Below are 19,896 nucleotides of genomic sequence, written 5' to 3'. Positions count from 1 at the left end.
GAGCGAAAGGAGCAGCCCGAGTGATCCGCAGCACCGCCGCAGCCGCACGCCTGCACGGCAGCGCACTCCTGCTCCTGCTCACCGGCCTCCTGCTCACCCACACCGGCCTCACCGCCGCCGTAGCCGCCGCCGCGACCACCGCCGCCGTCGCCCTCCTGCTCGGCAGCACCCTCCGCCTCGCGGCCACCGCGGCCCCCGTACCCCGCGGACGCGTCCGCACCGCGCTGCGCGACCGCGAACACCGCACCGCCTTCCTCCCCCAGCGCGACCCCGACGCCTCCGGCCGCCCACGCCCCAGGGCCCCCGGCCGCCCCCTCCCGACGGCCGCCTAGGGGCAACGCCACCGCCACCACCAGGCACCCGCTGCCCCACCGCGCCCCGTCACGCCGCGCCCACCCCGACCGGCACGACGACACCCGCGGAGGGTCCCACCCCCATGTCCGTGTTCACGCACGCCCTGCTCAGCCTCACCCACGCCCTCACCCCCCTCACCGGACACGCCGCCGCACCCGCCGCCGCGATCGTCCTCGTCACCCTCCTCGTACGCCTCGCCCTCCACCCCCTCGCCCGCGCGGCCGCCCGCGGCGAGAAGGCCCGCGCCGCCCTCGCCCCACGCGTCGCCGAACTGCGCCGCGAGCACGCGCACGACCCCCGGGAACTCCAGCGCGCCCTCACCGGCCTCCACACCCGGGAAGGCTCCTCCCCCTTCGCCGGCATCCTGCCGACCCTCCTGCAGCTCCCCGCCTTCTTCGTGCTGTACCACGCCTCCTCCACCGCCCGGATCGCCGACGCCGAGGCCGGCGCCCTGCACGCCGCCGTCCTCGTCGTGGTCGCCGCCGTCGCCTGCTGGACCTACCGCCGCGCCCGCAAGGCCGCCCCCGACGCCGAAGGCCTCGCCAAGCACCTCCCGCTGCTCTCCTTCGGCACCCTCGTCACCGCCGCGCTCGTCCCCCCGGCCGCCGGGCTCTACATCGCCACATCCACCGCCTGGACCGCCGCCGAACGCGCCTGGCTCCACCGTCCACACCATGGTCAAGGGGTTGCGGACGCCGCCCCCGTCGCTGGAGGATCAACCAAGACCTCCGATGACCGCCCCCATCGGACATGACCACACACATGACCACGGCCATGACCCCCGCCACCCCCGACCACACCCGGAGAGTCTTGTGAAGCTGCTGCGAGTCGGCCCCGCCGGAGCCGAACGCCCGGCCCTGCTCGACCAGGACGGCACCCTGCGCGACCTGTCCGCCCTCACCCCCGACATCGACGGCCCCCTGCTCGCCGACACGGACGCCCTCACCCGCATCCGCACCGCGGCCGCCGACAGCACCCTCCCCGCCCTCGACCCCGCAGACCTGCGCGTCGGCCCCCCGCTCGGCCGCATCGGAAAGATCGTCTGCATCGGCCTCAACTACCACGACCACGCCCGCGAGACCGGCGCCGCCGTCCCCGAAGAGCCCATCCTCTTCATGAAGGCCCCCGACACCGTCGTCGGCCCCGACGACACCGTCCTCGTCCCCCGCGGCAGCCTCAAGACCGACTGGGAGGTCGAACTCGCCGTCGTCATCGGCCGCGAACTGCGCTACGCCGCCGACGAGACGGAAGCCCTCGCCGCCGTGGCCGGCTACGCCGTCTCCCACGACGTGTCCGAACGCGCCTTCCAGATCGAGCGCGGCGGCCAGTGGGACAAGGGCAAGAACTGCGAGACCTTCAACCCCCTCGGCCCCTGGCTCGTCACCGCCGACGAGATCCCCGACCCCCAGGCGCTGGGCCTGCGGCTGTGGGTCAACGGCGACCTCAAGCAGGACGGCACCACGGCCGAGCAGATCTTCCCGGTCGCCGAAGTCGTTCGCTACGTCAGCCAGTTCATGACCCTCTACCCGGGCGACGTCATCAACACCGGCACCCCCGCGGGCGTCGCCCTCGGCCGCCCCGAGCCCAAGCCCTACCTCCGGGCCGGCGACGTTGTCGAGCTCGAGATCGACGGCCTCGGCCACCAGCGCCAGACCCTCAAGGACGCGTAGCCTCCCCCGCTTACGCCGAAGGGCGCCCGGCACGACACGCCGGGCGCCCTTCGCCGTATCCCGGTCGGCGTAACCGTCGTACAAGCGGGTCGTTAAAGCGTGCGAAAGTGCAACACACGATCGCATGGGGGGATATCAATGCCCGCGAGCCCCTACACCCGCGAGCTGCTGGCCGAAGCGGCGGCGTCGTCACGGACGCTGTCCGAAGCTTTGACCAAGCTCGGTCTCGATCCGCGCAGTTCCACGCGGCGATACATCCAGGACCGGATGAGACGGCTGGGCGTGGACGCCTCGCACTTCCAGCGGGAGGGCCGCTGGACGAGGGAAGTCCTCGCCGCGGCAGTGGCTGTCTGCAGCAACATGAACGAGGTGCTGCGTCATCTGGGGGTCGAAGTGGTGGGCGGCCAGCACACCCACATCAGCCGACGCGTGCGTGCCTTCGGCATCGACACCTCGCACTTCACGTGCACTCCGCGCACACGCAGACGGCTGAGGCCGGAGGAACTCCTCACCGTGCAGGACCCGGCCACGGCACGCCGCATCCAAAGCGACCGCCTCCGGCGTGCCATGACCGGAGCAGGGCTGCTGGAACGCTGTGCGTCGTGCGGAATGGACCCGGTCTGGCGCGGGCGGCCGCTCCCGCTGGAGGTCGACCACGTCAACGGCGACTGGCGCGACAACCGCCTGGAGAACCTTCGCTTCCTCTGCCCCAACTGCCATTCGACAACGGACACCTACCGCGGAAGGAACAGGCGGAAGAAGTGAGTTCCGGCGCTCCGTACACCCGTGAAATCCTCGCGGAGGCCGCCTCGAAGTGCTCCACCATCGAGGAGGTGGTGGCCTTTCTCGGCCGGACGCCGTACGGCCGGATCCACCGCTACCTCCGCGAACGCTTCGCGCATTTCGGGATCGACATCTCGCACTTCGCGCGTCCGACGCGCGGTCGCAACAGCGCTCCGCCGAGGCCGTCGTCCGTGGAACTGACCGAAGCCGTGGCGGCATCGCACTCAGTCGCCGGAACCCTGCGGTTCCTCGGACACCCCGACAGCAGCTCGGCCCGTTCCAGGCTCCGCACATGGCTGACAGAAGACGGAATCAGCACTGCCCACTTTCTGGGCCAGGCTCATTCCCGCGGCAAACCGGGGCCCGCTCGGCCCAGGCCGGCCGATGAGGTGCTCGTCAAGAACGAGTCGGCCGGACGAACCCGGGCTCTGGTACTCCGCCGGGCGCTGAGGGAAATCGGCGTGCCCGAGCGATGCGCCGAGTGCGGAAGCGGGGCCGAGTGGCTCGGCAGGCCGATGACGCTGGAGGTCGACCACGTCAACGGTGACTGGACCGACAATCGCGCCGAGAACCTGCGGTTGCTCTGCCCGAACTGCCACGCGATCACGGACACCTGGTGCCGGGGTGGGCCCCGCCGCAAGGCCTAGAAGTTTTGCCCGTGCCCATGGCCGTGGGAGACCGCTAGGATGGCTAGCGCCCTGCGGCCGTTGCTGAATGGTATAAGCGAGGGTTTTAGGTGCCCTTGGGAGAAATCCCATGTGGGTTCGAGTCCCACCGGCCGCACCAGCGAAAGGGCCGCCGCGGAGACACTCCGCGGCGGCCCTTCGTCGTGTCACCCCACCAGTTCCCGCACCACCGGCACCAGCGCCCGGAAGGCCAGCCCGCGGTGGCTGATGGCGTTCTTCTCCTCCGCCGTGAGTTCGGCGCAGGTCCGGGACTCGCCGAGCGGCTGGAGGATCGGGTCGTAGCCGAAGCCGTTCGCGCCGTGCGGTTCGAAGCGGAGGGTGCCCAGGAGGCGGCCCTCGACGACGCGTTCGGTGCCGTCGGGGAGGGCGAGGGCGGCGGCGCACATGAAGTGGGCGGCGCGGTGCGGGGTGTCGATGTCGGAGAGCTGGGCGAGGAGGAGTTCGAGGTTGGCGCGGTCGTCGCCGTGCTTGCCGGCCCAGCGGGCGGAGAAGATGCCGGGGGCGCCTCCGAGGACGTCGACGCAGAGGCCGGAGTCGTCGGCGACGGCGGGGAGGCCGGTGGCCTGGGCGAGGGCGTGGGCCTTGAGGAGGGCGTTCTCGGCGAAGGTGACGCCGGTCTCGCGGACGTCGGGGATCTCGGGGTAGGCGTCGGCGCCGACGAGCTCCACGCCGAGTCCGGCGTCGGCCAGGATGGCGTGGAGTTCGGCGACCTTGTGGGCGTTGCGGGTGGCGAGGACCAGGCGGGTGTGCGGCATGGTCCGATTATCCCGTCAGCCGGGGGTGCAGACCTTGGAGAGTTCGGATGCGGCGTCGGCGACGGGGGTGATGTCGGGGACGTCGCCGTTCTCGGCGGCCTTCTGTGCGTTCTCGACGGCCTTCTGGAGGTCGTTGACGGCGGTGTTGACGTCGGCGTTGCCGGTCTTGTCGCCGAGGTCCGCGAGGTCGTCGGCGATCCGGTCGAGGGCGTTGGCGGCGTCCTGCGGGCTGTTGCCGGCGTTGCTGACGGCGTCCTGCAGGTTCTGGACGTCGGTGGCGACCTGGGCTGCGACGTTGGCGCAGTCGAGGGCCTTGTCGACGGCGTCGACGGCGCTGCAGCCGATGAGGGCGGTGGTGCCGAGGGCGGCCGCGGTGGCGAGCGCCGCGAGACGGCGGGTGCGTGGGTGCATACCTTTACTTACGCACCGCGCCGTCCTGAAGTTGCGCTTTGCAGACCTTTTCTTTGTCAGCCCTTGGCGATCTGTTCGAGTTCAACGAGGGCGGCGCGCTGGAGAGCGTCGAGTTCGGCGCAGCCGGCGACGGCGAGGTCGAGGAGGTTGTTCAGTTCCTTGCGGTCGAAGGGCTGGCCTTCGGCGGTGCCCTGGACCTCGACGAAGCGGCCGTCTCCGGTGCAGACGACGTTCATGTCGGTCTCCGCGCGGACGTCCTCCTCGTAGCAGAGGTCGAGCATGGGGATGCCGTCGATGATGCCGACGCTGACGGCGCTGACGGTGCCGTTGAGGGGCTGGGCCTTGGCGCGGACGAGTTTGCGGCCGTGCATCCAGGTGACGGCGTCGGCGAGGGCGACGTAGGCGCCGGTGATGGCGGCGGTGCGGGTGCCGCCGTCGGCCTGGAGGACGTCGCAGTCGAGGACGACGGTGTTCTCGCCGAGCGCCTTGTAGTCGATGACGGCGCGCAGGGAGCGGCCGATGAGGCGGCTGATCTCGTGGGTGCGGCCGCCGATCTTGCCGCGGACGGACTCGCGGTCGCCGCGGGTGTTGGTGGAGCGGGGCAGCATGGCGTACTCGGCGGTGACCCAGCCTTCGCCGCTGCCCTTGCGCCAGCGGGGGACGCCCTCGGTGACGGAGGCGGTGCAGAGGACCTTGGTGTCGCCGAAGGAGACGAGGACGGATCCTTCGGCGTGCTTGCTCCAGCCGCGCTGGATGGTGACGGGGCGGAGCTCTTCGGGGGTGCGGCCGTCGATACGAGACATGGCGTCGAGCCTAGTCGTAGCGCGGCCCGGGGCCCGTGCCGGTTCGGGAACGGGCCCCTTGCGGGTGAGGTGGGGGTGGTCCGGCGGTCAGCGCCGGGTCACATCATGTCCTCGATGTCGGCGGCGATGGGGTCGGCGTCGGTGCCGATGACGACCTGGATGGCGGTGCCCATCTTGACGACGCCGTGGGCTCCGGCGGCCTTGAGCGCGGCCTCGTCGACGAGCGAGGCGTCCTTGACCTCGGTGCGGAGACGGGTGATGCAGCCCTCGACCTCTTCGATGTTGTCGAGCCCGCCGAGCCCGGCGACGATCTTCTCTGCCTTGCTGGCCATCTGTACTCCTGGTTGGTCTCGGCCGTTCGGTCCGATTTCACACCGTAATGCAGTGATGGACCGGTTTTGCGGGGATGCATGAGTGTCCCAGCCGCGCCGCAACTGGTCTACACCACATTACCTGCCGGGAGGTGCTCCCATGGGTTCGGACGCCGCCGCGGCCGCCCCGCGTCCGAGCCGGACGTGGGGTTCCGTGCTGTTCCAGGGGCTGCAGAAGATGGGGCGCAGCCTGCAGCTGCCGATCGCGGTGCTGCCGGCGGCGGGCATCTTGAACCGGCTGGGCCAGGACGACGTCTTCGGCCCCCAGGGCCTGGGCTGGAACGCGGTGGCCGATGTCTTCGACGGCGCGGGCGGCGCCCTGCTGGACGGTTCGCTGGGGCTGCCGCTGCTGTTCGCGGTGGGCGTCGCGATCGGCATGGCGAAGAAGGCGGACGGCTCGACGGCGCTGGCCGCGGTCGCGGGTTTCCTCGTCTACTACGGGGTGCTGCACCAGTTCCCCCAGGACTGCCCGAAGGGGACGGCCTTCCTGGCGACGAGCACCATCAGCGGGGCGTGCATCCCGCCGGGGACGCCGGCGGAGGCGGCGCCCGCGGCGTACCAGAACCCGGGGGTGTTCGGCGGGATCGTGATCGGGCTGCTGACCGCCTTCTTCTGGCAGCGCTACCACCGCACGAAGCTGGTGGACTGGCTGGGCTTCTTCAACGGGCGCCGCCTCGTGCCGATCATCATGGCGTTCGTCGCGATCGTCTTCGCGGTGCTGTGCGTGTTCGTCTGGCCGCCGGTCGGCGCCGGTCTCACCGCGTTCAGCCAGTGGCTCACGGACCTCGGCTCGTACGGGGCGGGGATCTTCGGGGTGGCGAACCGGGCCTTGCTGACCGTGGGCCTGCACCAGTTCCTCAATGTCTTCGTGTGGTTCCAGTTCGGCAGTTTCACCAAGCCGGACGGGACGGTGGTGCACGGGGACATCACGCGTTTCCTGGCGGGTGACCCGACGGCCGGGCAGTTCACCTCGGGGTTCTTCCCGATCATGATGTTCGCCCTGCCGGCCGCGGCCCTGGCGATCACGCACTGCGCGCGTCCGTCCCGCCGCAAGGAGGTCGGGGGGCTGATGCTGTCGGTGGCGCTGACCTCGTTCGTGACGGGCATCACCGAGCCGATCGAGTACTCGTTCCTCTTCGTCGCGCCGGCGCTGTACGCGATCCACGCGGTGCTGACCGGGGTGTCCATGGCGGTGACGTGGGGCCTGGGCGTGCACGACGGGTTCACGTTCTCGGCGGGGCTGATCGACTACGTCATCAACTGGAACCTCGCGACGAAGCCGTGGCTGATCGTCCCGATCGGGCTGGTCTTCGCGGCGGTGTACTACGCGCTCTTCCGCTTCGTGATCACCAGGTTCGACCTGGCGACGCCCGGACGTGAGCCGGAGGAGGTCGCGGAGGGGATGGAACGGGACAACGTCAAGGCGTAGCCGCGGGACCACGCTCGGGATTGTGGTCTAGACCACACCGGAGGAAGCTTTCCTTGACGCGTTGCTTACATGTTAATACTGGTCTACACCACTCGGTGGTTTAGACCAGGAGGACCCCCCATGACAACCGCCACCGCATCGGCGGCCCCCGCAGCGAAGAAGTGGGGCTCCGGCCTTTTCCAGGGCCTGCAGAAGATCGGCCGGAGCCTGCAGCTGCCGATCGCCGTCCTGCCGGCGGCGGGCATTCTGCTCCGTCTCGGCCAGCCTGACGTGTTCGGCGCGGACGGCCTCGGCTGGGACAAGGTCGCGTCGGTGTTCGCGACCGCCGGCGGCGCCGTGTTCGACAACCTGCCGCTGCTGTTCTGCATCGGCGTCGCGATCGGCTTCGCCAAGAAGGCCGACGGCTCGACCGCGCTCGCGGCGCTGGTCGGCTTCCTGGTCTACAGCAACGTGCTCAAGGCCTTCCCCGTCACGGAGGCCAAGGTCCAGGCAGGCGCGGACATAGCCGCGACGTACAACAATCCGGGCGTCCTCGGCGGCATCATCATGGGCCTGCTGTCCGCCGTCCTGTGGCAGCGCTACCACCGCAAGCGGCTGGTGGACTGGCTCGGCTTCTTCAACGGCCGCCGGCTGGTACCGATCATCATGGCGTTCGTCGGCGTCCTGGTCGGCGTCTTCTTCGGTCTGGTGTGGGAGCCCATCGGCGAGGGCATCAGCAAGTTCGGCGAGCAGGTGACCGATCTCGGCTCCTTCGGCGCTGCGCTGTTCGGCCTGATCAACCGTGGCCTGATCCCCATCGGCATGCACCAGTTCGTGAACTCGGTGGCCTGGTTCCAGCTGGGTGACTTCACCAACTCCGCGGGCACCGTCGTCCACGGCGACCTGACCCGCTTCTTCGCCGGGGACCCTCACGCCGGACAGTTCATGACCGGCTTCTTCCCGATCATGATGTTCGGCCTGCCCGCCGCCGCCCTGGCCATCGCGCACACGGCCCGCCCGGAGCGCCGCAAGGCCGTCATGGGCATGATGCTCTCGCTGGCGCTGACCTCCTTCGTGACCGGTGTGACCGAGCCGATCGAGTTCTCCTTCATGTTCATCGCACCGCTGCTGTACGCGATCCACGCGGTGCTCACGGCGGTCTCCATGGCCGTGACCTGGGCCTTCGGGGTGCACACGGGCTTCACATTCTCGGCCGGCGCCATCGACTACCTGCTCAACTGGAACCTGTCGACCAAGCCATGGCTGATCATCCCGATCGGCCTGGTCTTCTCGGTGGTCTACTACGTGGTCTTCCGCTTCGCGATCACCAAGTTCGACCTCCCCACCCCGGGCCGGGAGCCCGAGGAGGAGAACGAGGACCTCGTCAAGGCGTAGCGCCCGACGGAGCACACGCCGAAGCCCCCGGAACCACCTGGTTCCGGGGGCTTCGTGCTGCTCGGGGGCGGGACGGTCAGACCTCGTAGACCGCGCCGGCCTTCGCCACCTCGACAGGGCCGTCGTAGACCTCGCGGGCGTGCTCGAGGGCGATCCGCGGGTCGGTCCACGGCGGGATGTGGGTGAGCACCAGGCGCCCGGCGCCCGCGCGGTCCGCGTACTGGCCGGCCTCGCGGCCGTTGAGGTGCAGATCGGGGATGTCCTCCTTGCCGTACGTGAAGGAGGACTCGCACAGGAAGAGGTCGGTGCCCTCGGTGAGGGTCTGCAGCGCGTCGCAGGGGCCGGTGTCACCCGAATAGGTGATGGCGCGACCGGCGTGCTCGACACGGAAGCCGTACGCCTCGACGGGGTGGCTGACGACGTCCGCGGTGATGGTGAAGGGGCCGAGGCGGAAGGTGCCGGGTTCGAGGGTGCGGAAGTCGAAGACCTCGCTCATGCACTTCTCGTCGGGCACGTCCCCGTACGCGCTGGCCAGCCGCCGCTCGGTGCCCTCGGGCCCGTAGACGGGGATGGCGTGGGCGGGGCCGCCCTCGTGCCGGTAGTAGCGCGCGACGAAGTACCCGCACATGTCGATGCAGTGGTCGGCGTGCAGATGGCTGAGCAGGATGGCGTCGAGGTCGTAGAGACCGCAGTGGCGCTGCAGCTCGCCGAGGGCACCGTTGCCCATGTCGAGGAGCAGCCTGAAGCCGTCGGCCTCGATGAGGTAGCTCGAGCAGGCCGATTCCGCGGACGGGAACGAACCCGAGCAGCCGACGACGGTGAGCTTCATGTGCAGAAACCTCCGTGGATTGTTCCGGGGGTCTTGCGGTGGCGCGCCACGACGCCCCCGCTCCGCAGGGGGAGGGGGGAGGGGCGGGAGCGACCCGCCATGTGCTCTTGAGCGTAAGGCGCACGGCGTGTGCCTGCTCCTCCGCGGAGCTCCGTTGTGGGCGGAATCACCAGTACGGCGCCCTCGTCGCCGGAAGTCCGACGGGACGAGGGCGCCGTGGGAGGAGGGTCAGGCCCAGAGCTGGCCGTGCAGGGCGGCGACGGCCGCCTCGGTCGACTCGGCGGTGTAGATGCCGGTCGACAGGTACTTCCAGCCGCCGTCGGCGACGACGAACACGATGTCGGCGTGCTCTCCGGCGCGTTCGGCCTTGCGGGCCACGCCGAGGGCGGCGTGCAGGGCGGCTCCGGTGGAGACGCCCGCGAAGATGCCCTCCTGCTGGAGCAGTTCGCGGGTGCGGCGGACGGCGTCCTCGGAGCCGACGGAGAAGCGCGTGGTGAGGACGGACTCGTCGTAGAGCTCGGGGATGAAGCCCTCGTCGAGGTTGCGCAGTCCGTAGACGAGGTCGTCGTAGCGGGGCTCGGCGGCGACGATCTGCACGCCGGGGACCTTCTCGCGCAGGTAGCGGCCGACGCCCATGAGGGTGCCGGTGGTGCCGAGTCCGGCGACGAAGTGGGTGACGGAGGGGAGGTCGGCGAGGATCTCGGGACCGGTGGCTGCGTAGTGGGCGCCGGCGTTGTCCGGGTTGCCGTACTGGTAGAGCATCACCCAGTCGGGGTGCTCGGCGGCCAGTTCCTTGGCGACGCGGACGGCGGTGTTGGAGCCGCCGACGGCCGGGGAGGGGATGATCTCGGCGCCCCACATCGTGAGCAGCTCGCGCCGCTCGGACGAGGTGTTCTCGGGCATGACGCAGACCATGCGGTAGCCCTTGAGCCTGGCCGCCATGGCGAGCGAGATGCCGGTGTTGCCGGAGGTGGGCTCCAGGATCGTGCAGCCCGGGGTGAGGCGTCCGGCGCGCTCGGCCTGCTCGATCATGTGCAGGGCCGGGCGGTCCTTGACGGAGCCCGTGGGGTTGCGGTCCTCCAGCTTGGCCCAGACGGAGACCTCGGCGGAGGGGGACAGGCGCGGCAGCCGTACCAGCGGGGTGTTGCCGACGGCTGCCAGCGGGCTGTCGTACCGCATCAGCGCCCGCCGACGCGGTCGGCCGGCAGACCGCTGCCGCCCGCGACGGCCGGGAGGATGGTGACGCTGTCGCCGTCGGCGAGCTTGGTGGCGATGCCGTCGAGGAAGCGGACGTCCTCGTCGTTGAGGTAGACGTTCACGAAGCGCCGCAGTTCGCCCGCGTCGACGATGCGCTCGCGGATGCCGGTGTGGCGGGTCTCGAGGTCGGCGAGGAGTTCGTCGAGGGTGCTGCCGCTGCCTTCGACGGCCTTGGCGCCGCCGGTGTAGGTGCGGAGGATGGTCGGGATGCGGACCTCGATGGCCATGCGTCGGCTCCAAGGGGTGCGTGAGTACGGCGGGAAGGCGGGGATGCGCGGGCTGGCGGTGCTCAGGCGCACGGACATGCCGCGCTGGCGAGGCGGCACAGGTCGACGTGCAGCCGCGCCACGAGCAGCGTGCCCGGCGCCTTGTCGCTCACGTCGAGGGAAACCATGGGGTCATCGTATCGATTCCCCCGGGGCTCCAGAGATGGGCGTCCCAGGATGCGGACCGTCACGTCTCAGATGTAGGAGTCGACGATCTCGACGGGCTCCTCGGTGACCTCGCCGTCCAGGATGCGGAACGAGCGGAACTGGAAGGGGCCGGCGTCGTCGGTGTCGGCGGTGGAGACCAGCACGTAGTGGGCGCCGGGCTCGTTGGCGTAGGAGATGTCGGTGCGCGAGGGGTAGGCCTCGGTGGCGGTGTGGGAGTGGTAGATGACCACCGGCTCCTCGTCGCGGTCGTCGAGTTCGCGGTAGAGCCTCAGCAGGTCGGTGGAGTCGAACTCGTAGAACGTGGGCGAGCGGGCCGCGTTGAGCATCGGGATGTGCCGTTCGGGCCGGCCGCCGCCGGCCGGCCCCGCGATCACGCCGCAGGCCTCGTCCGGGTGGTCGGCGCGCGCGTGGGCGACGAGTGCGTCGTGCAGGGCACGGGTGATGGTCAGCATGGTCGTCAGGATAAAGGGGTGCGTGTACGGGCCCCGTTGCGAGCGCGGCGGCCGCCGTACGGGGGTGTACGGCGGCCGCCGGCCCGGTCGGTTCCCCGGGGCTATCCCCGGGCGGGGGCCGCGGTGTCTCCGGGGGTGCGGCGCCTGAGGACCAGGTAGCCGACGCAGAGCACGGCCGACCAGACGAGCCACACGTACAGGCCGAGGCGGGTGTCGGCGTCGGTCGCCATCAGGACGACGACGGACAGCAGCGCCACGATGGCGATCCAGTTGGTGACCGGGGCGCCCGGCATGCGGAAGTCGGAGGCGGGCAGCAGACCGGCGCGGACCTTGGCGCGGTAGCGCAGGTGCGCGGCGAGGATCATGATCCAGGTCCACAGGCCGGCGCAGGTCGCGACGGAGGTGATGTAGACGAACGCCTTGTCCGGGGAGACGACGTTGACGATCACGCCGGTGCCCATGACGAGGGTGGACATGACGAGGGCGGGCAGCGGGAGTTGCCGGTCGCTGAGTTTCGCCACGGCCTTGGGCGCCTCGCCGTTGACGGCCAGGCCGCGCAGCATGCGGCCGGTGGAGTAGATGCCGGAGTTGCAGGAGGACAGGGCGGCGGTGAGGACCACGAAGTTCATGATCCCGGCGGCGCCGGGGATGCCGACCTGGACGAAGACCTGGACGAAGGGGCTGACGCCCGGGGTGTACTTGGTCCAGGAGAAGACCGACAGCAGGACGATCAGCGTGCCGACGTAGAAGATGCCGATGCGGACCGGGAGGGTGTTGATCGCCTTGCGCAGGGTCTGCTTGGGGTTCTCGGCCTCGCCGGCGGTGATGCCGACGAGTTCGACGCCGAGGTAGGCGAAGATCACGCCCTGCATGGCGAGCATGGCCTGCCAGGCGCCGCTGGGCGCGAAGCCGCCGTCGGCCCACAGGTGGGTGACGGAGGCGGTGTCGCCGGCGGAGGAGAAGCCGAAGGTCAGGATGCCGACGCCGATGACGATCATCGCGATGATCGCGGTGACCTTGATCGTGGAGAACCAGAACTCCAGCTCGCCGAAGATCTTGACGGAGACGAGGTTGGCGACGAACAGCACCACGAGGGCGGCCGCGGCGGTGGACCAGACCGGGACCGACGGCCACCAGAAGTTGATGTAGGCGCCCGCGACGGTGACCTCGGACATGCAGGCGGTGACCCACAGGGCCCAGTACGACCAGCCCGTGGCGAAGCCGGCGAACGGCCCGAAGAACTCGCGGGCGTAGTCGGCGAAGCTGCCGGAGGTGGGGCGGTAGGTGAGGAGCTCGCCGAGGGCCCGCATGATGAAGAAGATGACGATGCCGGCGCCCGCGTAGCAGGCGATCAGGCTGGGTCCGATCTTGGCGATGCCCGTGCTGGACCCGTAGAACAGGCCGGTGCCGATGGCACCGCCGATCGCGATCATCTGGACCTGACGGGCGCTGAGTCCGCGCTTGTAGCCCTCTTCCGGCGCGGTCCCCGTGGCGCCGCCGCCGGATTCGTACTGCTCGACCTGCGTCGAGGTCATGGTGCTGTGCCTTTCTCCATGCCCGTCCGGCCGCGACGGCCCGGATCGGGTTCCGATCCCCCCGGATGGTGGAGGTGCACGCCGGGGTCAGCCGGCCACGCGACCGACCGCGACAGGGGTGGCGTCACGGCCGGTGGTCGAGGATTCGTATCACGGGGTGTGCGCCGGGCACGCAGCGCAAATGTGGCATACGACACAGGGAGGAGCAGACAAAAGGTGCGCCGAATGGGAATGCGGTCGAGCGGGGTGATGTGATCGTTATCCGGAATTGAGCGTCGTCTGAGCGAACGGACGCCCTTGCGGATCACGGCATGAGGGTCTCCACGAGGCTCTCCTGGAGCGCGCCGAGCCAGAGGTAGGCCATGACGAGCGGCTTGCGCGGGTCGGAGTCCGGCAGCCGGTACAGCTCGCTGTCCTCGTCGTCGCTGACCTCCAGCCGGGTCCCCATGGTCAGCCGCAGGTCGTTGAGGGTGCCCAGCCACTGGCGGGCCTGCGCGGTGTCGAGGGTCAGCACCGCTCCCCCGTCACCGCCGGGGGTGAGCGCGTCGAGGCTGCGGACGACGGCGAGGGCGTCGTCGCGCTTGCGGGCGCGCAGGTCGATCTCGGTGTAGCGGCGGAAGTCCGAGGAGTCCGCCTCCTCCTCGTAGGCGTCCGGGAACAGCCGGGCGAGCGCCGGGTCCTGCGGGGGCCGGGTGGGGCCCTCGGCGAACAGTTCGGCCAGCGGGTCGGCCGGTTCGGCGCCGCCGGCGGGTTCGCCGGGGCCGATCAGTTCCAGGAGCTGCACGGCCAGGCTGCGCAGGATGGAGATCTCGACCTCGTCGAGTGCGACGGCGGCGCCGCCTCCGGCAGCGGTCTGGAAGTACCCGGGCATGTCTGTATCAGCCGTCCCTCAGGGGCTCGGTGGTCTCGGTGGTCTCGCGGCCTCAGCGGTCCTGCGTCAGAGTGGCCCACAGCCCGTAACCGTGCAGGGCCTGCACGTCGCGCTCCATCTCCTCGCGCGTGCCGCTGGACACCGCGGCGCGGCCCTTGTGGTGCACGTCGAGCATGAGCTTGGTGGCCTTGTCCTTCGGGTAGCCGAAGTACGCCTGGAAGACATAGGTCACGTAGCTCATCAGATTGACCGGGTCGTTGTGGACGACAGTCACCCAGGGAACGTCCGGTGACGGCACCTCGAAGGGGGCCTCGCTCGACTCGGTCCGTTCGATCTCTGCGGGGGCGACACTCACGTGACCCATGCTGTCACCAGACGGTGCCCGCAGGGAAACCGGCCCCCGAGAAATCGTCACTCTGACGAGAGTTGGGGGTAGCATCCACAGACATGAGCACTGCAGACCCGGGGCTGCCCGTCATGGTCCCCTCCACCGCGCTGTTCACCGACCGGTACGAGCTGACCATGCTGCAGGCCGCGCTGCGCAGCGGCGCCGCCCACCGCCGTTCGGTGTTCGAGGTGTTCACCCGCCGGCTGCCCGAGGGGCGGCGGTACGGGGTCGTGTGCGGCACCGGCCGGGTGCTGGACGCGGTGGAGAACTTCCGCTTCGACAACCGGATCCTGTCCTTCCTGGAGCGGGAGCGGGTGGTGGACGCGCCCACCCTGGAGTGGCTGGCCGACTACCGCTTCCGCGGCGACGTCCACGGCTATCCCGAGGGCGAGGTGTACTTCCCCGGCTCGCCGATCATGCGGATCGAGGGCACCTTCGCCGAGGCGGTGCTGCTGGAGACGGTGGTGCTGTCGATCCTCAACCACGACTCGGCGATCGCGGCCGCCGCCTCCCGGATGGCCGTGGCCGCGGCGGGCCGGCCGCTGATGGAGATGGGTGCCCGCCGCACCCACGAGCTGGCGGCGGTGGCGGCCTCCCGCGCCGCCTACGTCGGGGGCTTCGCCTCCTCCAGCAACCTGGCCGCCGGATTCCGCTACGGCCTGCCGACCATCGGCACCAGCGCGCACGCCTTCACCCTGCTCCACGACGACGAGCGGGACGCCTTCACCGCCCAGGTCGAGTCGCTCGGCCCCGGCACCACCCTGCTGGTCGACACCTTCGACGTGGCGTCGGCCGTCCGGGCCGCCGTGGAGATCGCCGGACCCGGGCTCGGGGCGGTGCGCATCGACTCCGGGGACCTGCTGCTGCTCGCCCACCGGGTGCGGCAGCAGCTGGACGACCTGGGCGCGAGGAACACCCGGATCGTGGTGACCTCCGACCTGGACGAGTACGCGATCGCCTCACTGGCCGCGGCGCCCGTCGACGCGTACGGGGTCGGCACCTCCCTGGTGACCGGCAGCGGGCAGCCGACCTGCTCGATGGTCTACAAGCTGGTCGCCCGCGCCACCTCCGACGACCCCGGCGCGCCCCTGGTGCCGGTCGCCAAGAAGTCCATGGGCGGCAAGACCAGCATCGGCGGGCGCAAGTGGGCGGCCCGGAGGCTGGACGCCGACGGGGTCGCCGAGGCCGAGGTGATCGGCACCGGGCCGGTGCCGGGGCCGCTGGCGGACCGGCAGCTGCTGGTGCCGCTGGTGCTGGGCGGCGAGACCGTGCACCGCGAGCCGCTGGACGCCGCCCGTACCCGTCACATCGAGACCCGCGCCGGACTGCCGCTGTCCGCGACCCAGCTGTCGCGCGGCGAGCCGGTGCTGCACACCGAGTACATCACCCACTGATCCCGCGGGGTGCCCCGCCGCGGCGGGGCACCGCTCACCGCAGTCGACAAGCGACAACGACGGGAAAGGACCGAAGGCCATGCACCGCGCACTGATCGTCGTGGACGTGCAGAACGACTTCTGCGAGGACGGCAGCCTGGCGGTCGCCGGCGGCGCCGAGGTCGCCGCCGCCATCACCGACCTCGTCGGGGACGCCACAGCCGGCTACCGGCACGTCGTGGCCACCCGCGACCACCACGTCTCCCCCGGCGACCACTTCGCCGAGCGCCCCGACTTCGTCCACACCTGGCCGCGGCACTGCGTCGCCGGCACCGAGGGGGTCGGCTTCCACCCCAACTTTGCGCCGGCGGTCGCCTCCGGCGCGGTGGAGGCGGTCTTCGACAAGGGCGCGTACGCAGGCGCCTACAGCGGTTTCGAGGGCGCCGACGAGAACGGCACCGGGCTGGCCCAGTGGCTGCGCGAGCGCCACGTGGCCGAGGTCGACGTGGTCGGCATCGCCACCGACCACTGCGTACGGGCGACCGCGCTGGACGCCGTGCGGGAGGGCTTCCGCACCCGGGTGCTGCTCGACCTGACGGCGGGCGTCATGGCCGCGACGACCGAGCGGGCCCTGGCGGAGCTGCGCGCGGCCGGCGCCGAACTGTCCGGGAAGCCGGTCGTCCGCGAACAGGCCTGACGCCCGGGGGCCCGCCCGGGTTCAGCGGCGGACGGTCGGGCCCAGCAGTGCCGCGATCGACTGCCAGGGGCCGGCGGGGGCCGAGGGGATACGGCGCCAGACGAGGCCGTCGGGGTGGTGGAGGACGGCGTTGATCTCGTCGGACGTCGGGGGCTCCATGTTGCCGACGAGGCGGACGGTGCGGAAGCCGAGGTTGCGCAGGCGGGTCAGCGCGCGCTGGCGGTTGACCGCGACGACGAGCACCCTTATGTACTCGTCCGGGGCCCCGCCGGGCGAGGGCAACCGGAGGGCCACGACGACGACGCCGCTGGGAAGTCTGGTGAAACCGCCGCTGGCCATACGGACATGGTGAGCGGATCGGCCCCCGTCCACCAGGGGACGGGGGCCGATCAGGTCACTTCGAGCGGTGCGTGATCACTTCTTGGAGGGGCCGACCATCACCGTGACGGTGCTGCCGTCCCTGGCCTCGTGAAGGATCGTGATGCGCGTGTTGGTCGGGGAGACCTTCACGCTGCCGGTGGGGTTCGCCGACGACCAGTAGGAGTTCCTGTCGTCGAAGACCGGGACCCCCGGCTGGCTCGCGATCTTGGTGGCGACACCCTCCTTGTGCAGGGTGATCGCGTCGGTGCGGGCCCTGGTGAACGTGGAGTCGTAGGCCTGCACGCGGTTGCGCATGAGCGTGCCGTCCTTCCACTTCAGCGCCTTGGGGTGGGCGTCGATCGGGAGGATACGGCCGGAACCGGCGTGCTCGCTGACGTTGTTGTCGTCCTGCGAGGTGTCCCACAGCCAGATCAGCAGGCCGTTCTGGTACGCGTAGTGCTCGACCCAGTTCTCCTTGGTGGTGGCCCACCCGAAGTTGTAGGGGCCGACCTTCAGGGTCTTGTCGTAGGAGACGTACTGCCGGTTCTCCGCGATGTAGTACTGCGCGTAGTCCTCGGAGAACGTGGCGCCCTTGATCGAGAAGCCCTTCGCGGTCCAGCCGTTGTCACCGGACTCGGCGCCGTCGCTGAGCACGGTCGCGCCGTCGGCGGTCAGGGTGATCCCGTCGGCGAGGAAGCCCTTCTGGGCCACGCCGCCGTCGGACTGGTAGCGGAAGCGGAGCTTGACCGACTGGCCCGCGTAGGCGTCCAGCGGGACCACCATGTCCTGGTAGGAGGCCGCGGTGCCGGTCAGGGCGGGCTTGTCGCTGGCGTCGCGCGGGAGCGGGGCGCCGCCGATGGTGCCGTCGAGGGCGGTCCAGGTGGAGCCGCCGTCGGTGGACACCTCGGTGTAGAGGTAGTCGTAGTTCTCCTCGATGTCGTACCAGCCCTTGAGGGACAGGCTCGCCGAGGTCTTGCCGGTGAGGTCGACGTCACGGGTGAGCGTGTTGCTCAGGTCGTTGCCCTTGCCGCTCCACCACTGCTTCGCACCCTCGGCCGGGGCCGTCAGCGCGGTGGTCACGGTCTTCTTCGGGAGCGTGACGACCAGGCCCTGCTTCTTCGCGGTGTTGTACTCCGCGACACCCAGGGTGGTGGCCGAGATCTTGCCGGCCTTGGCGGTGGCGTAGTTCAGCCAGCCCAGCTGCAGCTTGTCCCAGGCCGTCATGTCGCCGGGCAGGTCGCCGATCGCGTCCTTGCCGGTGCCCAGCCACGAACCGGACGACATCAGCGTCCAGAAGCCGGTGGAGTTCTCGGCGGTGTTGGTGGTGTCGTAGTGGTCCGGCAGACCGAGGTCGTGGCCGAACTCGTGGGCGAAGACGCCGAGGCCGCCGTTCTCCGGCTGGACGGTGTAGTCGCCGACCCAGACGCCGGTGTCGCCGATCTGGGTGCCGCCGAGCAGGTTGCCCTCCGGGCCGGTGGCTCCCTGGTCGGTGCCGAAGGCGTACCACCGGTGGGCCCAGATCGCGTCCTCGCCCTGGGCGCCGCCGCCGGCGGACTCGTCCTCGCCGGCGTGCACGATCTGGAAGTGGTCGATGTAGCCGTCGGACTCGTTGAAGTTGCCGTCGCCGTCGTAGTCGTAGCGGTCCCACTGGTCGTACTCGGCCAGCTTCGCCTTGATCGTGGCGGGGCTGTCACCGGCGGCCTTGCGCGCGGCGACCCACTTGTTCACCGCGTCCGCGACGAGGTTCCAGGTGCAGGTGTCGCACTTGTTGCTGCCGTACCGGGCCTCGTTCCAGTCGACCTTGACCCAGTCGGCGACCTCGCCGGCGACCGAGTAGCGGCCGGAGGACTGCCTCTCGTAGTACTTGGCCATGGACTCCGTGTCCTTGGCCTTCGAGAAGTACATGTCCTGGAAGTGCTGCCGGTTGTAGTCGGCCTGCCACTCCGTGCTGTTGTCCTTGCGCGGGTCGGGCTTGGCTATCTCGTTGTGCGCGGGACCGGGCGTGCCGCCGTACGCGGGGTCGGTCTTGCCGCCGAACTCCGCGAGGATCACGAAGATCTTGTCGGTCTTCTCGCGCGCGAGCTCGACGTACTTGTTCCGGCCGAGCTTCACCACGTCCGAGGAGCCGCGCTCCTCGACCTTGGACTTGCCCGAGATGACCTGCTCGATCGCCTGCTGGCGCTGGGCGGCCTGGCGGTCGCTCAGCGGGCCCTTCAGATCGTGCTCGACACGCTCCGCCTTCGCCGGGTCGTGCCGCACGACACGACCGGCCTGCGGGTCGGCCTGGGCTGCCGCGACGGGGAAGGCGGTGGCGCCTATTGCGGCGATCGCCACGGCCAGAGCGGCGGATCTGATGGTCCGTCGTTGGCTTTTCACGATGTAATGACCTCCCTAGGGTGAAGCCATTGCACCGGAGTGACGCCTGAAAAGACAGATCTTGACTTGACCATGACCGACAAGTACGGTGAGCGACCGGTCCGTTGCGCATAGCGGACACCGCGGCCTGAGCAAGTACCTTTTGCCGCATCTTCGTTGGGCCCGGGAAGATCGCGATGCGACCCCGTGCGCCCCCCGTGCTTCCGCACCGTGGGTTAGGTCACGCTTACCAGGCGTTCCGTGCGGGCATCTCGCACCGTAGGGTCGGTGGTTGGCGTGCCACGTCCGCACCACCCGGAAGACGGCCCTGGCCGACGCTCCGCCACAATCGACGCATATGAGGACGGATCAGCCATGCCACGTCCCACCCCCGCCCAGCTGACCTACGGTTCCGCGACCGTGGTGCTCTCCACGCTCGCGATGCTGCTGCTCTCCGAGGCGAGATCGGGCGTCGCGGTGGCGGTCATCGCCGCGGCGGGACTGGCGCTCGGCGTCCTGGTCGCCGTGACGGCGGCGATCCCGGCCGGCACGCGCCGCACCAAGCGCGAACTCCCCGTCGAGCGGCACCCGGTCCCCCGGCCCCGCGTCCGCGGCTCCGCCGAGGCCCGACTGGGCGAGCACTCGCTGCGGCGCTGATGCGCCGCACCCCCCGAACACATCGACGGCCCCGGAGCGTCCGCTCCGGGGC

24 protein-coding genes and 1 tRNA gene are annotated in these 19,896 nt (G+C 70.4%); 11 read left to right on the top strand and 14 right to left on the bottom strand.

Going from position 1 to position 19,896, the window contains the following annotated elements; translation table 11 throughout:
* Positions 1–20 precede the first annotated feature (20 nt).
* The 6 genes from OIE69_RS24980 to OIE69_RS24955 all read left to right on the top strand — a co-directional run bounded on the left by OIE69_RS24980 (position 21) and on the right by OIE69_RS24955 (position 3,593).
* Positions 21–332 (top strand): DUF6412 domain-containing protein, encoded by a 312-nt coding sequence (locus OIE69_RS24980; RefSeq protein WP_392567565.1) that lies wholly within the window; start codon positions 21–23, stop codon positions 330–332.
* Positions 333–436: 104 nt separating this feature from the next.
* Positions 437–1,108 carry a YidC/Oxa1 family membrane protein insertase gene (locus tag OIE69_RS24975; protein WP_326575798.1) on the top strand — a complete coding sequence of 224 codons (672 nt, stop codon included), beginning with the start codon at positions 437–439 and terminating at the stop codon, positions 1,106–1,108.
* Between the two features lie 58 nt (positions 1,109–1,166).
* Positions 1,167–2,024, top strand: coding sequence for a fumarylacetoacetate hydrolase family protein (locus OIE69_RS24970; protein ID WP_326575796.1), 858 nt, complete (start codon positions 1,167–1,169; stop codon positions 2,022–2,024).
* A gap of 138 nt (positions 2,025–2,162) precedes the next feature.
* Entirely contained in the window at positions 2,163–2,789 is a 627-nt protein-coding gene (locus OIE69_RS24965; protein ID WP_326575794.1) for an HNH endonuclease signature motif containing protein, read from the top strand.
* On the top strand, positions 2,786–3,454 hold the full coding sequence (locus OIE69_RS24960) for an HNH endonuclease (protein WP_326575792.1): 669 nt from the start codon (positions 2,786–2,788) through the stop codon (positions 3,452–3,454). The genes OIE69_RS24965 and OIE69_RS24960 overlap by 4 nt, the downstream gene beginning before the upstream one ends.
* 53 nt (positions 3,455–3,507) lie before the next feature.
* Positions 3,508–3,593: transfer RNA gene (locus OIE69_RS24955), tRNA-Leu, on the top strand.
* Between the two features lie 46 nt (positions 3,594–3,639).
* Here the strand turns inward: OIE69_RS24955 and rdgB are convergent.
* From rdgB to OIE69_RS24935, 4 genes are all read right to left on the bottom strand, one after another.
* On the bottom strand, positions 3,640–4,248 hold the full coding sequence (gene rdgB, locus OIE69_RS24950) for an RdgB/HAM1 family non-canonical purine NTP pyrophosphatase (RefSeq protein WP_089225831.1): 609 nt from the start codon (positions 4,246–4,248) through the stop codon (positions 3,640–3,642).
* 15 nt (positions 4,249–4,263) lie between these two features.
* The gene (locus OIE69_RS24945; RefSeq protein WP_326575790.1) at positions 4,264–4,659 is read right to left on the bottom strand and encodes a hypothetical protein; all 396 of its coding nucleotides are present in this window, start codon (positions 4,657–4,659) and stop codon (positions 4,264–4,266) included.
* Between the two features lie 56 nt (positions 4,660–4,715).
* On the bottom strand, positions 4,716–5,462 hold the full coding sequence (gene rph, locus OIE69_RS24940; RefSeq protein WP_018564025.1) for a ribonuclease PH: 747 nt from the start codon (positions 5,460–5,462) through the stop codon (positions 4,716–4,718).
* A 98-nt stretch (positions 5,463–5,560) separates the two neighbouring features.
* On the bottom strand, positions 5,561–5,794 hold the full coding sequence (locus tag OIE69_RS24935; RefSeq protein ID WP_018564026.1) for a glucose PTS transporter subunit EIIB: 234 nt from the start codon (positions 5,792–5,794) through the stop codon (positions 5,561–5,563).
* A 139-nt stretch (positions 5,795–5,933) separates the two neighbouring features.
* On the opposite strand from OIE69_RS24935, the gene OIE69_RS24930 reads away from it, so the two are divergent.
* Positions 5,934–7,262, top strand: a complete 1,329-nt coding sequence (locus tag OIE69_RS24930) for a PTS transporter subunit EIIC (RefSeq protein ID WP_326575786.1) — start codon at positions 5,934–5,936, stop codon at positions 7,260–7,262.
* Positions 7,263–7,382: 120 nt separating this feature from the next.
* Positions 7,383–8,636, top strand: coding sequence for a PTS transporter subunit EIIC (locus OIE69_RS24925; protein WP_326575784.1), 1,254 nt, complete (start codon positions 7,383–7,385; stop codon positions 8,634–8,636).
* Between the two features lie 76 nt (positions 8,637–8,712).
* Here the strand turns inward: OIE69_RS24925 and OIE69_RS24920 are convergent, their stop codons facing one another.
* The 8 genes from OIE69_RS24920 to clpS form a co-directional block, all read right to left on the bottom strand.
* Positions 8,713–9,465, bottom strand: coding sequence for an MBL fold metallo-hydrolase (locus OIE69_RS24920; RefSeq protein ID WP_326575782.1), 753 nt, complete (start codon positions 9,463–9,465; stop codon positions 8,713–8,715).
* Positions 9,466–9,693: 228 nt separating this feature from the next.
* Positions 9,694–10,644 carry a PLP-dependent cysteine synthase family protein gene (locus OIE69_RS24915; RefSeq protein ID WP_326575780.1) on the bottom strand — a complete coding sequence of 317 codons (951 nt, stop codon included), beginning with the start codon at positions 10,642–10,644 and terminating at the stop codon, positions 9,694–9,696.
* A complete protein-coding gene (locus OIE69_RS24910) occupies positions 10,644–10,949 on the bottom strand; it encodes a MoaD/ThiS family protein (RefSeq protein ID WP_326575777.1) in 306 nt (101 codons plus the stop codon). The genes OIE69_RS24915 and OIE69_RS24910 overlap by 1 nt, the downstream gene beginning before the upstream one ends.
* A 62-nt stretch (positions 10,950–11,011) precedes the next feature.
* Complete coding sequence (locus OIE69_RS24905) at positions 11,012–11,116, bottom strand: putative leader peptide (RefSeq protein WP_322975702.1); 105 nt, start codon at positions 11,114–11,116, stop codon at positions 11,012–11,014.
* 66 nt (positions 11,117–11,182) lie between these two features.
* A complete protein-coding gene (locus tag OIE69_RS24900; RefSeq protein WP_326575772.1) occupies positions 11,183–11,608 on the bottom strand; it encodes a M67 family metallopeptidase in 426 nt (141 codons plus the stop codon).
* Positions 11,609–11,709: 101 nt separating this feature from the next.
* A complete protein-coding gene (locus tag OIE69_RS24895) occupies positions 11,710–13,143 on the bottom strand; it encodes an amino acid permease (RefSeq protein WP_326575770.1) in 1,434 nt (477 codons plus the stop codon).
* Positions 13,144–13,447: 304 nt separating this feature from the next.
* Positions 13,448–14,014 (bottom strand): DUF2017 domain-containing protein, encoded by a 567-nt coding sequence (locus tag OIE69_RS24890; protein WP_326575768.1) that lies wholly within the window; start codon positions 14,012–14,014, stop codon positions 13,448–13,450.
* A gap of 52 nt (positions 14,015–14,066) precedes the next feature.
* A complete protein-coding gene (gene clpS / locus OIE69_RS24885; RefSeq protein WP_326575766.1) occupies positions 14,067–14,378 on the bottom strand; it encodes an ATP-dependent Clp protease adapter ClpS in 312 nt (103 codons plus the stop codon).
* Between the two features lie 83 nt (positions 14,379–14,461).
* Here clpS and OIE69_RS24880 point away from each other — a divergent pair, with 83 nt between their 5' ends.
* Positions 14,462–15,796 carry a nicotinate phosphoribosyltransferase gene (locus OIE69_RS24880; protein ID WP_326575764.1) on the top strand — a complete coding sequence of 445 codons (1,335 nt, stop codon included), beginning with the start codon at positions 14,462–14,464 and terminating at the stop codon, positions 15,794–15,796.
* 79 nt (positions 15,797–15,875) lie between these two features.
* On the top strand, positions 15,876–16,472 hold the full coding sequence (locus OIE69_RS24875; RefSeq protein WP_326575762.1) for an isochorismatase family protein: 597 nt from the start codon (positions 15,876–15,878) through the stop codon (positions 16,470–16,472).
* 21 nt (positions 16,473–16,493) lie between these two features.
* Here OIE69_RS24875 and OIE69_RS24870 read toward each other — a convergent pair whose 3' ends face one another.
* Both OIE69_RS24870 and OIE69_RS24865 read right to left on the bottom strand, forming a co-directional pair.
* Positions 16,494–16,811: a hypothetical protein gene (locus tag OIE69_RS24870; protein ID WP_326575761.1), complete on the bottom strand. Its 318-nt coding sequence runs from the start codon at positions 16,809–16,811 to the stop codon at positions 16,494–16,496.
* A gap of 75 nt (positions 16,812–16,886) precedes the next feature.
* Entirely contained in the window at positions 16,887–19,208 is a 2,322-nt protein-coding gene (locus OIE69_RS24865) for an immune inhibitor A domain-containing protein (RefSeq protein WP_326575758.1), read from the bottom strand.
* A 354-nt stretch (positions 19,209–19,562) separates the two neighbouring features.
* Here OIE69_RS24865 and OIE69_RS24860 point away from each other — a divergent pair, with 354 nt between their 5' ends.
* Entirely contained in the window at positions 19,563–19,844 is a 282-nt protein-coding gene (locus OIE69_RS24860; RefSeq protein WP_326575756.1) for a hypothetical protein, read from the top strand.
* The last annotated feature ends 52 nt before the right edge of the window (positions 19,845–19,896 follow it).

Source organism: Actinacidiphila glaucinigra (assembly GCF_035918135.1).
In the GTDB taxonomy this organism is placed as follows: domain Bacteria; phylum Actinomycetota; class Actinomycetes; order Streptomycetales; family Streptomycetaceae; genus Actinacidiphila; species Actinacidiphila glaucinigra.
Note: the sequence above shows the minus strand (reverse complement) of the source record. Positions and strands in the feature narration are given on the sequence as shown.